This window comes from Blastomonas sp. (assembly GCF_030373265.1).
Classification (GTDB): Bacteria; Pseudomonadota; Alphaproteobacteria; order Sphingomonadales; family Sphingomonadaceae; genus Blastomonas.
This window is the reverse complement of record NZ_JAUCZC010000009.1, coordinates 12641-25488: the sequence shown is the minus strand read 5'-3', so window position 1 is coordinate 25488 and position 12848 is coordinate 12641. Positions and strand designations below refer to the sequence as shown.

At 64.4% G+C, this 12848-nt stretch carries 12 protein-coding genes; 11 read left to right on the top strand and 1 reads right to left on the bottom strand.

Features of this window, described 5'->3' with window-relative positions; translation table 11 throughout:
* Positions 1-12 precede the first annotated feature (12 nt).
* From QUV11_RS07205 to QUV11_RS07155, 11 genes are all read left to right on the top strand, one after another.
* Positions 13-309, top strand: coding sequence for a nucleotidyltransferase domain-containing protein (locus QUV11_RS07205; RefSeq protein ID WP_300881296.1), 297 nt, complete (start codon positions 13-15; stop codon positions 307-309).
* The gene (locus QUV11_RS07200) at positions 299-640 is read left to right on the top strand and encodes a HepT-like ribonuclease domain-containing protein (RefSeq protein WP_300881295.1); all 342 of its coding nucleotides are present in this window, start codon (positions 299-301) and stop codon (positions 638-640) included. Before QUV11_RS07205 ends, QUV11_RS07200 begins: the two co-directional genes overlap by 11 nt.
* Positions 641-695: 55 nt before the next feature.
* Complete coding sequence (locus QUV11_RS07195; protein ID WP_300881294.1) at positions 696-2798, top strand: transglycosylase domain-containing protein; 2103 nt, start codon at positions 696-698, stop codon at positions 2796-2798.
* Positions 2799-2855: 57 nt separating this feature from the next.
* Positions 2856-4679, top strand: a complete 1824-nt coding sequence (gene cobT / locus QUV11_RS07190) for a cobaltochelatase subunit CobT (protein ID WP_300881293.1) — start codon at positions 2856-2858, stop codon at positions 4677-4679.
* A 48-nt stretch (positions 4680-4727) separates the two neighbouring features.
* Positions 4728-4988: an AbrB/MazE/SpoVT family DNA-binding domain-containing protein gene (locus QUV11_RS07185; RefSeq protein ID WP_300881292.1), complete on the top strand. Its 261-nt coding sequence runs from the start codon at positions 4728-4730 to the stop codon at positions 4986-4988.
* Positions 4985-5317, top strand: coding sequence for a type II toxin-antitoxin system PemK/MazF family toxin (locus QUV11_RS07180; protein WP_300881291.1), 333 nt, complete (start codon positions 4985-4987; stop codon positions 5315-5317). Before QUV11_RS07185 ends, QUV11_RS07180 begins: the two co-directional genes overlap by 4 nt.
* 85 nt (positions 5318-5402) lie before the next feature.
* A complete protein-coding gene (locus QUV11_RS07175) occupies positions 5403-6074 on the top strand; it encodes a nitroreductase (protein WP_300881290.1) in 672 nt (223 codons plus the stop codon).
* A 321-nt stretch (positions 6075-6395) separates the two neighbouring features.
* Positions 6396-8432, top strand: coding sequence for an adenylate/guanylate cyclase domain-containing protein (locus tag QUV11_RS07170; RefSeq protein WP_300881289.1), 2037 nt, complete (start codon positions 6396-6398; stop codon positions 8430-8432).
* Positions 8419-9210 carry a hypothetical protein gene (locus QUV11_RS07165; protein ID WP_300881288.1) on the top strand — a complete coding sequence of 264 codons (792 nt, stop codon included), beginning with the start codon at positions 8419-8421 and terminating at the stop codon, positions 9208-9210. Before QUV11_RS07170 ends, QUV11_RS07165 begins: the two co-directional genes overlap by 14 nt.
* Before the next feature lie 113 nt (positions 9211-9323).
* Positions 9324-10799 carry a cysteine--tRNA ligase gene (cysS, locus tag QUV11_RS07160; RefSeq protein ID WP_300881287.1) on the top strand — a complete coding sequence of 492 codons (1476 nt, stop codon included), beginning with the start codon at positions 9324-9326 and terminating at the stop codon, positions 10797-10799.
* 221 nt (positions 10800-11020) lie between these two features.
* Positions 11021-11965: a D-2-hydroxyacid dehydrogenase gene (locus tag QUV11_RS07155; RefSeq protein ID WP_300881286.1), complete on the top strand. Its 945-nt coding sequence runs from the start codon at positions 11021-11023 to the stop codon at positions 11963-11965.
* 15 nt (positions 11966-11980) lie between these two features.
* Here QUV11_RS07155 and QUV11_RS07150 read toward each other — a convergent pair whose 3' ends face one another.
* Positions 11981-12748: an N-acetylmuramidase family protein gene (locus tag QUV11_RS07150; protein ID WP_300881285.1), complete on the bottom strand. Its 768-nt coding sequence runs from the start codon at positions 12746-12748 to the stop codon at positions 11981-11983.
* Between the last annotated feature and the right edge of the window lie 100 nt (positions 12749-12848).

Genomic DNA, 12848 nt, shown 5'->3' with positions numbered 1-12848 from the left:
TGCGAGGTTGCGATGGACAAGGCGACAGCGATTGCTCGATTGAAGGCACACGAGGCCGAGCTTCGCGCGCTTGGCGTTGAGCGATTGTCCCTGTTTGGTTCAACCGCGCGGGGCGAAGAGGGCCCGCAGTCCGATATCGATCTGGCTGCGCGCTTCGCTGCAGTCGCGCAAGTTGGCGTCTTCCAATATGCCAAGATTGCAGACCGGTTGGAGGAAATTCTTACCGTAAAGGTTGATTTGGTAGCGGAACCTGCTCGCAAACCGAGAATGCAGATTGCGATCGACCGGGACCGAGTTGATGTCTTCTAACCGGGAGCACGATCGCCTGCAGGACATCATCGAAAATGCAGAATTCGTTGCAGATTACCTGGCTGACATGACCCTCCAGCAATTCTCTGCCAGTCGGATGACGGTTGATGCGATTGAGCGGTGTCTGCAGCGCATAACGGAGGCCGTCATCAGGATTGGAGAGGAGCGGATCGCCACCATCGCTCCCGACGTTCCGTTCCATGCCTTGCGTGGATTGGGCAACAGACTGCGTCATGAATATGACATGGTGGATCACGAAATTATATACGCAGCAGCCAAAAACGACGTGCCGCAATTGGCAGAGTGCTGCCGGGCAGCTTTGGACACGTGAGGGCGCTCTGGCCACCGCTGTCATATTGATATAATACACCGCTGTGTTCAAGAATATGCGATTCGGATCGGGGCGTTTTGGGGGTGGCGGGGCTTCTCCTGCGGATGCGCCGTGGCCTCCTGCGGGGCTGGGCGAGGCGCGCAATCCGTGGCTTGACACTGCCGACGGCGTTGCTCAGCCCGAACCGGTCAAGCCGCCGCGAACGCGCTGGTGGTGGGGCAAAAGGATCATCGCGGCAGGGTTCGCATTGTTCCTGATCCTGCTGGGCTGGCTGGCGATCACAGCGCCGCTGTCCAAGTCGCTTCAGCCGATCGCGCCGCCCGAAATCACCCTGCTCGCCGCCGATGGCACGCCGATCGCGCGCAGCGGGGCGGTGGTGGAAGAGCCGGTGGTGGTCGAGCGCCTGCCTGTGCATGTCGTACAGGCGTTCCTGGCGATCGAGGACCGGCGGTTCTATTCGCACTGGGGCATCGACCCGCGCGGCCTCGCACGCGCGCTTTGGGCGAACGTGTCAGGCGACAGCGGCACGCAGGGCGGCAGCACGATCACCCAGCAGCTCGCCAAGATCAGCTTTCTCACCCCCGAACGCAGCCTGACACGCAAGTTGCGCGAGATGCTGATCGCGTTCTGGCTCGAGGCTTGGCTGACCAAGGACGAGATCCTCGGGCGTTATCTTTCGAACGCCTATTTCGGCGACAATGTGTACGGGCTGCGCGCGGCATCGCTGCACTATTTCGATCGTCAGCCCGAGCGGCTCAAGCCCGAGCAGGCGATCCTGCTCGCAGGGCTGGTGCAGGCCCCCTCGCGCTTTGCCCCGACCCGCAACTGGGAAGGCGCGAGCCGTCGCGCAGCGATGGTGCGCACCGCGATGGTCAATGCAGGCTTCATGACGCGGGCGGAGGCGGATGCGCTGCCTTCGCCGCGGCTAGACGTGCACGAACGACCCAAGATCGCCAACGGCACCTATTTTGCCGACTGGGCGATGCCGCAGGCGCGCGCGCTGACGGAAATGTCGCACGCCCGTCTTGAGCTCACGACGACGCTCGACGCCCGGCTGCAGCGCGCTGCCGAGCGCATCGTTTCGCGCGCAGGGCTTGGCAAGGCGCAGGTGGCTTTGGTGGCGATGCGCACCAATGGCGAAGTGGTCGCGATGGTCGGCGGCAAGAACCACAAGGACTCGCCCTTCAACCGCGCGACCCAGGCGCGCCGGCAGCCGGGATCGACCTTCAAGCTGTTCGTCTATCTGGCGGCGCTCGAGGCCGGCATGGAGCCCGAGACGCTTGTCGATGACAGCCCGATCACCACCGGTACCTATCGTCCGCGCAACGCCGGCGACCGCTATCGCGGCACGATCAGCCTCGAAGAGGCGTTCATCCATTCGAGCAATGTCGCTGCCGTCCGGCTGTTCCAGCAATTGGGCAGCGAGGCCGTGATCAAGCAGGCGACCCAGCTTGGCCTCAAGGGGCCCTTTACCGAGGGCGACCCCAGCCTGGCTTTGGGCAGCGCCAGCGCCAGCCTGATCGAGCTCACCGCAGCCTTTGCCGGGGTCGCGGGCAACCAGTGGCCGGTCGAGCCGCACGCCTTTGCGCGCGAGGAGCAGGGCTGGTTCGAGTGGCTGGTCGAGGGCCCCGACAGCTATTCATCGCGGGTGCACGAGCAGATGCAGGACATGCTGCGCGCGGCGGTCAACCGCGGCACCGGGCGGGCGGCGAGCCTTTCCATCCCCAATTTCGGCAAGACCGGCACCAGCCAGGACAACCGCGACGCGCTGTTCGTCGGCTATGCCGGCGATCTCGTCGTCGGCGTGTGGATCGGCAACGACGACAACAGCCCGATGCAGGGGATCCGCGGCGGCGGTCTGCCCGCGCGCATCTGGCGGCAGTTCATGGGCGAGGCAGTGCGCGGCGCGGTTCCGCCACGGCGTGCCGCGCCTGCGGCACCCCCCGAAGAGATCGACTCTGATCCCGTCATCGGTCCGTTGATCGAGGGCGAGATCGATGCGCAGGTCGGCGGTACGAATGTCCGAGTCACGCCCGAGGGCGTCACCATTTCGGGCGATGTCGGTGGCGCGCCCGTGGCGGTGACGGTCGACGGCAACGGCGCGAGCGTCCAGCGGCAGCGCCCGCCGCCCCCTCCGCCATCCGAACCGCCGCAATAAGCGCCGCAGCGCCGCCGTCTGCTTGACATCGGTCGTGTCCATCTCCAGCCATAGGGTATGACAAATCGTACCCCGCTCGATGACCTGAAGAACGTGCTGGCCGGCACAGCGCGCGCGATCGCGAACGAGCCTGAGGTCGAGGTGGCGTTCACCGCCGATCCGCCGTCGCAATCGGGCAACAAATTGCGCGTGCCGATGCCGGGGCGCAAATTGCCCGCCGATCAGGTCGCCGAGGCGCGCGGTTTTGCCGATCTGTATGCGCTGCGGCTCAAGCATCACAACGCCATGCAGCACAACGCCAATGCGCCCAAGGAGGCGGTGGCGCGTGCGGCCTTCGATGCGGTCGAACAGGTGCGGATCGAGGCTTTGGGCACCCGCTCGATGACCGGGCTGGGCGCCAATCTGGATGCCGCGCTGGAAATGCGGATGCGCTCTGACCCGATCGCGCGGGCAACCAAAGTCGATGAGGTGCCGCTCTCGACCGCACTCGGGCTGATCGTGCGCGAGCGGCTGACCGGCAAGCCGATGCCCGCGGGCGCGGTCGCCGGGGTCGATCTGGTACGAGAATGGATCGAGGACAAGGGCGGCGAGGATATCGACAATCTCGCGCTGTCCCTCGACGACCAGGGCGCGTTTGCCGCGCTCGCCACCCGGCTGCTCGAACATCTCGAGCTTACCGAAGGCCAGATGGACGAGGAGGACAGCCAGGACGACGGCGACGACGACGATTCCTCCGAGGAAGGCGAGCCCGAAGACCAGGACGGCGAGCAGGACGGTTCCGATCAGGGCCAGACCGAAGCGCGCGGCGAGGAGCAGACCGGCGAGAACGAGGACGGCGACCAGTCCGAGACCGAAGGCGAAATGGAGCAGGGCGACGACGGCGACCCCGGCGAGATGGGCGACGATGGCATGATGCCGACCCGGCCCAACCGCCCATGGACCGATCTGCCCTCGGACTTCGAGTACAAGGCCTGGTCGACCCGCTTCGACGAGGTGGTCGAGGCCACCGACCTGTGCGACGAGGACGAACTGCTGCGGCTGCGCGCCTATCTCGACCAGCAATTGGCGCATCTGCAGGGCGCGGTGACCAAGCTTGCCAACAGGCTGCAGCGGCGGTTGATGGCGCAGCAGAGCCGCAGCTGGGACTTCGACCAGGAAGAAGGCATGCTCGATGCCGCGCGTCTGGCGCGGGTCGTGGTCGCGCCGGGACATTCGCTGTCGTACAAGATCGAGCGCGAAACCGACTTCCGCGATACCGTCGTGACCTTGCTGATCGACAATTCGGGATCGATGCGCGGACGCCCGATCAGCATCGCGGCGATCAGCGCCGACATCATGGCGCGCACGCTCGAACGCTGCGGGGTCAAGACCGAGATCCTGGGCTTCACCACCAAGGCGTGGAAGGGTGGCCAGTGCCGCGAGGACTGGCTGGCGCAAGGCCGCCCGCAGCTCCCAGGCCGGCTCAACGACCTGCGCCATATCGTCTACAAAAAGGCCGACGAGCCCTGGCGGCGCGCGCGCAAGAACCTTGGCCTGATGATGCGCGAGGGGTTGCTGAAGGAGAACATCGACGGCGAGGCTTTGCTCTGGGCCCACAACCGCCTGCTCGCGCGCCACGAGGAGCGGCGCATCCTGATGGTGATCTCCGACGGCGCGCCGGTCGATGACTCGACATTGTCGGTCAACCACGGCGCGTATCTCGAGCAGCACCTGCGCAAGGTCATCGACTGGATCGAGCGGATGTCGCCGGTCCAGTTGATCGCCATCGGCATCGGCCACGACGTCACCCGCTACTACAAGCGCGCGGTGACGATCATGGACGCAGAACAGCTGGGCGGCACGATGGTCGAGCAGCTGGCGGGGTTGTTCGACGACGCATAGCAAGCTGACTCATTGCTTATGTTATAACTTTGTGATAACAGTTCGGCCATGAAATCTGCTCTTCGCAAAATGGGTAACTCCACCGGTATGATATTGCCCAAGCCAGTTCTGGACGAGCTGGGCGTGAGCACGGGTACCGAAATGGACGTCGTCGTTGAAAACGGGCGCGTGGTGGCGACGCCGATCGTTCGTGACCGTCACCATGGCTGGGCAGAAGCGGCACAGATCATCGGGGATAGCGAGCTCGATGAGGCGTCGGCCGACTGGCTTGGCTTTGCCAACGATGACGACGAAAGCTTGACGTGGTGAAACGCGCCTTCCCCCAGCAGGGAGAGGTCTGGCTGTTCGCGCTCGATCCGACACGCGGCGCTGAAATTCAGAAAACCAGACCCTGCGTGATTGTGAGCCCCGATGTGCTGAACGCAAGACTTAAGACGGTGATCATCGTTCCCATGACGAGTGGCGGATTTGAGGCGCCTTTCCGACTGGAGGTCTGCTTCCAGGGGCGCGACGGCCTTTTACTGCCTGACCAGATGCGCGCGGTAGACAGGGCGCGGGGTATAAAGAATCTTGGCAAGATCGACGGGACGGCTTTGTCTGCATTGCTCGCCATTTTGCGCGAAATGTTCGGCAAATAGACGCACCTGCATCAGGTGTTGCTAAAGCGGTTTGCTGCGATTAACCAAGCGATTAAATCACTGATCCCGATCTGGAGAACCCGCCTTGAACGTATCCGAAGCCGTTGCCACCCGTCGGTCCGTGCGCCAGTTCAGGCCCGATGCGGTGCCGCTCGAGACGATCACGGAGATCCTGACCAAGGCGCAGCGCTCGCCATCGGGGGGCAATACCCAGCCCTGGCACGCCATTGTGCTGACCGGCGAGCCGCTCGCTGACCTCACCGCCCAGATCAAGGCCAAGGCGGCCGAGGAGCCGATGGGCGCGGGGATGGAATACGACATCTACCCCAAGGGCCTCGAAGGCCGCTACGAGGAGCAGCGGCGGCTGGTCGGCAAGAGGATGTTCGATGCTTTGGGGCTCGCGCGGGACGATGCTGCGGGGCGCATCGCACAGATGGGCAAGAACTGGGACAGCTTCGGCGCGCCGGTGCAGATCTTCACCTATTGCCGCACCTATATGGGGTCGCCGCAATGGTCCGACATGGGGATGTGGCTGCAGACCGTAATGCTGCTGCTCCGCGAAGCCGGGCTCGACAGCTGCCCGCAGGAAATCTGGGCGATGTATGGCAGTTACATGCGCGAGCTGCTAGGCATCAGCGACGACTATATCTTCTTCACCGGTATGGCGGTGGGCTATCGCGACCCCGATGCGCCGATCAACAATTTCGCGGTGCCGCGGGTCGACCTGACCGATGCCATCGAATTTCGAGGGTTCTGACAGACAGCCGGCATTCATCGGCTGCCGGATAATCTGCGTCCATCCCGCCGCGGAACTGGTCACGCGGGCCTGGGGAGATTATAGCAGCCGATAGAATCCGACCGGGTCGCACCGAGGACAGTATCTGCCGCCGCAGGATTTGCGGCGAGGCAGACGGGGTGTGACTATGCGCAAAGGCTTCCATGGATGCAGGATACAGCGCGATTGCGTCGCCGTGGCGATGCGCGCGCGTGGTCCGGCTGCATTTGCACCCTTTCGAATGCGCGCTAAGGCTGGCGACCGGGATTCGTACAAGCGCGCCGGGGGGCAGCAACCGATATCATGGCATTGAAACCCGTCACTGCATCCGCGCCGACCAGCCGCGACGAGGTCGGGCGTTCGGCCGGCCGATTGATCCGCCAGCTTGGTCTTGTGCGGCTGCTCGCGACCTTGGGCTTTCTGGTGTTCGCCATCGCGGTCGCCCGGTTCAGCCCGCAGATGCCGCTGCTGGGCGACGCCGAAAACGCGATGTACGACATGCGCGCGGCGAATTTTGCCCAGAAAGTCGACCAGGACCCGCGCATCCTGATGGTGGTCTATACCGACGACACGCTGATCGACACCGGCCAGCGTTCTCCGGTGGACCGCACCATCCTGGCCAATGCGCTGACGAATCTCGACGCGATGGGCGCAAAATCGATCGGCATAGATATCCTGTTCGATCAGCCGCAGGACGACGATGCGGCGCTCAAGTCGGCGCTGCGATCGATGACCACGCCCACCCATGTCGCTTATGCCTCGAACGATACCAACACCGAGGCGATCCAGTTTCGTCAGCAGGAATTTCTCGAGCAGTTCCTCAAGGATGTCACGACCGACAAGACGGTGCCCACCAGCATCCGTCTGCTGACCGATGCCGATGGCGTGGCGCGGCGCTGGCCTGACCAGCCGAAGAACCTGCCGCCGATCATGGTGCGCGCGATGACGCCGCCCAATGCCGCCTTTGCCGATTATCGCGGCGCCATTCGCTTCCGGCTGCCGCTGTCGTCGGACCGTCCGGTGATCAACAAGCTGCCGATCGATCTGTTCGCCGACTCCGCCAGCGCCGAGTTCCTGGCCAGCGAGGTCGCCGGCAAGCACATCCTGATCGGGGGCGATTTCGTCGACTTCGACAAGTTCGACACCCCGTTGACCCGCATCGGCGATGTCGTCACCGGCGAATCGCAGATGATCGGGCTGGAAGTGCACGCGCACATGATGTCGCAGCTGCTCGATAACGATCAGCCGTTTGCGTCTCCCGGCTGGTCGCTGTGGGTGATCGCCTTCGTCGTGGTGATCGCGGGCTGCGCCACCGCGATCAGCCAGGCGCGCGCGTGGATCATGGGGTTGCTGCTGGGGTCGCAGATCCTGTTCTTCATCACCGTGCCGTTCATCCTGCAACATCAGGGTTTCGATACGCTCAATCTGCCGAGCTTCGGCTGGGCGACGGGATGGCTGCTTGCCTATACCTCGGTCGGCGCGGCGGCGCGTGTGGTCGGCTCCAAGCAGCGCGCCTTCGCGCAGAACGCTTTGGGCAAATATCTGCCCCGCTCGGTGGCGGCGGAGATCCTCAAGGACCCCGACAAACTGGCGCTGCACGGCGAGAAGCGCGAGATCTTCTGCGTGTTCACCGATCTGGAAGGGTTCACCAAGCTGACCCACGCGATCGAGCCGGAAATGGTGGCGTTGCTGCTCAACGATTATCTCGACCGGCTGGCAGACGTGGTGCTGCAATATGGCGGCACGCTCGACAAGTTCGTCGGCGATGCGGTGGTCGCCTTCTGGGGCGCGCCGATCAGCTTTCCCGACGATGGCGAGCGCGCGGTCCGCGCCGCGTGGGCGATGTATGAAGCGGGCGAGGATTTCCGCCGCAGCGCGCCCGAAGGCGTGCCGCCGATCGGCCGCACCCGGGTGGGCGTGCATTTCGGCGAGGCGATCGTCGGCAATTTCGGCGGCGAGGGCCGTATCCAGTACACCGCCTTCGGCGACAGCATGAACACCGCCGCGCGGCTGGAGGCGGCCAACAAGAATCTCGATACCCGCGTGCTGGTCAGCCGCGAGGCAGCGGAGCGTTCCGGGCTCGACTGGTATCGTCCGATGGGGCGGATTGTGCTAAGAGGGCGCGCCAAGCCGGTGGATATATTCGAACCCGCGCCGGACATGCCGGTCAGCGAACGCACCAGTATCGGGGAGCTGGTGGCGGCCCACCAGGCAGGTGATTTGGCCGCTGTGGTTCAACTCACAACACGGCTTGAAGCATTGGGGCAAGAAGAGGCCATCGCGAATCTGTTCAAGCGACTTGGTCAGACACAAAAAGGAGAAAGCTATGTTCTCGGTTGAAAGGAAGTCCGTACTTCGCCGGGCGCTTGCGTTGGGTGCAGTCTTAACTTTGGGGATTACCGCAAGCGGTGCCGCCATCGCGCAATCGATGGTCGTCCGATCGGCGGGGCCCTCGGCGGCGCAATATCCCGCCGGCAAGAAGCTGCCCGCCAACACCAAGGTGGTGCTCAAGGCCAGCGACCGCGTAACTGTGCTCGACAAGGCGGGAACGCGCGTTCTTTCCGGCCCCGGCACCTTCACGCTCGATGGCGCGGTCAAGCGCGACCAGACGCAGAGCACGCAGATCGCCAGCCTGCTGTCGACCAGCGGCGGAGCCAGCCGGACCCGCACCGGAGCCGTTCGCGGTGCCCCGTCCGAAGCCAAGCCTGCAGCGCCGCGCAGCCCCAATCTGTGGTTCATTGATGCCAGCAAGGCGGGCAAGTTCTGTGTGGCTGAGCCCAACCGGCTGCTGTTCTGGCGCTCGAGCGTGGCGGATGACGTCAACCTCAAGCTGTCCGGCACCGGCGGTGCCTCGGCCGACCTCTTGTGGAAGAAGGGATCGGGCAACCGCGTGTGGCCGTTCGCCGAGGTCCCGGTGGTGAGCGGTTCGAGCTACACGCTGACCGGACCCGACGGCGCGGCGAAGAAGATCGACCTGGTCGTGCTGCCCAGCGTACCCACCGAGATCGACGAGGTTGCCGGAACGCTGATCGAGAATGGTTGCGAGAATCAGCTCAGCCTCTTGGTCGAATCCATGGCAGCGATCGAACCAGATACCGCAACCAGCGGCGACCGCTGATCTGATCGCGTTTCAACCCCGCCCGGGCCGCTGCGACCGGCCCGGGCGGGGTTTTTGTATCCGCGCCATGGTGCTTGACGGCCCGCGCGGTTTGCAGGCAAGGGCAGGGGGTCATGACCCAGTCCGCACCTTCATCCGACAAGGCACCTTTGGTGCTGTTCAACAGCCTGACGCGTTCGCTAGAGCCGTTCGAGCCCGTCCACCCGGGCGAGGCGCGGGTCTATAGCTGCGGGCCCACGGTGTATAATTACCAGCACATCGGAAACATGCGTGCCTATGTTTTCGCCGATACGCTGGGACGCACGTTGCAATGGAAGGCCTACAAGCTCACCCATGTCATCAACATCACCGATGTCGGCCATTTGACGTCCGACGCCGATGAGGGCGAGGACAAGATGGAACGCATGGCGGCGCGTGAGGGCAAGTCTGCGTGGGATATCGCGCGCTTCTATCAGGAGGATTTCGAGCGCGATCTGGCCCGCTTGAACGTCCAGCCCAAGCAGCATCCGCGTGCGACCGAATATGTCGGGGCGATGATCGAGTGGGGCAAGTCGATGGCCGACAAGCACTGCTATGAGTTGGACAGCGGGCTCTATTTCGATGTAACGACCGTGGCCGATTATGGCCGCCTGGCGCGCGCGGTGACCGAGGACGGTGAGGGCCGGATCGAGGGCGTGGAAGGCAAGCGCAACGCTGCTGACTTTGCGATCTGGCGCAAGACACCCATCGGCGAGACGCGGCAGATGGAGTGGGATTCGCCCTGGGGCCGGGGTGCCCCGGGCTGGCACCTGGAGTGCTCGGTGATGGGAGAAAAACTGCTCGGCTTCCCCTTCGACATCCATACCGGCGGTATCGACCATCGCGAAATTCATCATCCCAATGAAATCGCCCAGAATCAGGCATTCTGCTGCACTAATGGTCTGGATGATCCGCGAAACTCCGGCGCCAAGATCTGGATGCACAACAACTTCCTGATCGACCGCACCGGCAAGATGTCGAAGTCGTCCGGAGAGTTCCTCCGGCTGCAGTTGCTCATCGACAAGGGGTTCCACCCGCTTGCGTATCGGCTGATGTGCCTGCAGGCGCATTACCGCAGCGAGCTCGAGTTCAGTTGGGACAATCTGCTCGCGGCACTGACGCGATTGAAGCGGCTGGTGATGGCGGTCGCTGCCTTGCGATCGGGCGCGAGCGCGGCCGATACGGTCGATCATCCGCGTCTGGTCCAGCTGCTGGGCGATTTCGACGCTGCGGTATCCGATGACTTGAACACGTCGAAGGCGCTCACTGTGCTCGACGAGGTGCTGGCGCAGAAGAAGGTCGATGCAGGGCAGCGACTGGCAGTGATTGCCGCGATGGACGCCGTGCTGGGCTTTGGGCTGCTGGCGCTTGAGCGTGCAGACCTGCGCCTTCGCCCGGCGGCGGCGACCATCGACGAGGCCGACGTCGAGCGCCTGCTGAAGCTGCGCAAGGAGGCCCGCGCCGACAAGAACTTCGCGGCATCCGATGCGATCCGCGACGAGTTGACCAGCGCGGGTATCGAGGTGATGGATGGTGATCCGCTCGGCTGGGAGTGGCGGATCGAGGTCTAGCGCGCTCTTTGGATACAACATTCCCGAGTTCCCGAGCGAAGTCGAGGGACGTACACGCTACCGTCGGCGAACACGTCCCTCGACTTCGCTCGGGACAGACGGGTAGGGTTCGTTCTCCGGCGAAAGCCGGAGCCCAGGAGTCGGATTGCGCCACAACCGCTCTGGATTCCGGCGGCGGCCGGAGAACAGGTAGCGGTGCGTTTGCCTGAACAGGAGAGAGCATGACCAAGGCCGTAATTTCCGCGCTGGTGCGCCCGTTCCTGGAAAGCTCGATCCCTCAGGGCGTAGACGTCGCCTGGATCGGTTCGACCGAAGAGGCGGTGCGCGAGGTGGCCGATGCGGACATCGCCTGGGTCGACATGCACGACAAGCAGGCAATGCGCGATGTGATGCTCGCCGGAACGCAGCTCAAATGGGTCTCGACGCTGTATGCCGGGCTCGACCACTTCCCGGTCGAGCAACTGACCGCGCGCGCCACCCGCGTCACCAACGGCGTCGGCATCAATACGATTGCGGTCGCCGAATATGCGGTGCTGGGGATGCTGAGCATGGCCAAGTGCTATGCCGATGTCGTGCGCGCCGCCGACCGCAAGGAATGGCTGTGGGCCTCGCCGGGCACGATCGAACTGTTCGAGACCCGCGCGCTGATCATCGGCTATGGCGCGATCGGAGCGGCGATCGGCGAGCGGCTCAAGGGGTTCGGCGTCGCGGTGACCGGCGTTGCGCGCACCGCGCGGCCGGGCGAAGGCGTGTTGGGTGCGGACGACTGGCGCAGCAGGATCGGGGACTATGACTGGGTGGTCGTCGCCACGCCGGCGACGCGCGAGACCGATGCGCTGATCGGCGAGGCGGAACTGGCGGCGATGAAGCCCGAGGCGATTCTGGTGAACATCGCGCGCGGCGAGTGCGTCGATCAGGACGCGCTGATCGCCGCGCTCAAGGCCAAGAGCATCGCCGGCGCGTTCCTCGATGTCACCACGCCCGAGCCGCTGCCTGCCGATCACGAACTGTGGACGCTGCCCAACGTGCAGATTTCGATGCACCTGTCGGGCCGCGCGCAGACCCGCATGTTCCAGCGGTCGGCGGCGCTGTTCGCGGACAACCTTGGCCGTTACGTGCGCGGCGAGGCGCTGGTCAACGAGGTCGACCTGGCGCTGGGTTACTGATCGCGCGCTCGGCGCTCAGCTGTATCTGGCGTGCGCCGCCGCGATCTTCACGTGATAACTGTTCGCGGCATAGCCCGCGCCGTTATAGCCCTTGGCAAAGGCGATGCAGGTCGCTGCGACGTTGCTGATCGCCTTGAGCGCGGTCACCAGCTTTTTGGAGGTGATGAACGCGGCGAACGCGTTGAGGTGCGCGGCCTCTGACACCCTCATCGCGTCCCAGAACGCCTCGACGGTCTCGAAGCCCGCTGCCTTGTGGTTGAACCCCATGATCTGCGCGCCGCCCACCGAGGCTGAGAGCAGCGCGGCTTGGCGGTCGAGCGCCATCGCCTTCCACAGCCGGACATATTCGCCCTGGCCGCCGATATAGAGCTTCCGGTCCCAGCGCGCGCTCGACAGATTGGGGTGGCTCGCGCGGAATTTCCCTTCGGTGTAGCGGTCGAAGATATGCGCTTCGAACAGGATCTTGGGCAGATGCGGGCCATCGAGAAACCCGCCGGGGCCGTCGAGCGCGAGAATATCGGCGCGCACGTCCTTGAACCAGCCGCCGCCGCTTTCGACCTCCCACACCGCGCGGATCTGGGCGATGGTGCAGCCCAGGGCCGTCGCGACCTGCTGGAAGTCCGCTGCGGTCAGACCGATCTTCGCCGCCGTTGCCGCCGGGCCCGTCGATCGCGCAATCCCCAGCGTGTCGAGCAGGCCGTCGACCGCGACGACCTCGGCCTGTGTGAAAGGCTTTCCGGCGCGCAGCGCCTTGATCGCGGAAAAGACAGGGGACCGGTCCATGTATAATGACCTCCGGTGCTGGGGCGACGCTTCGCGCGCAGCCGATAGCTTATCCGATCGCACGCGCAGATGAAGTTATGATCGGTTAATGCCCAATAAT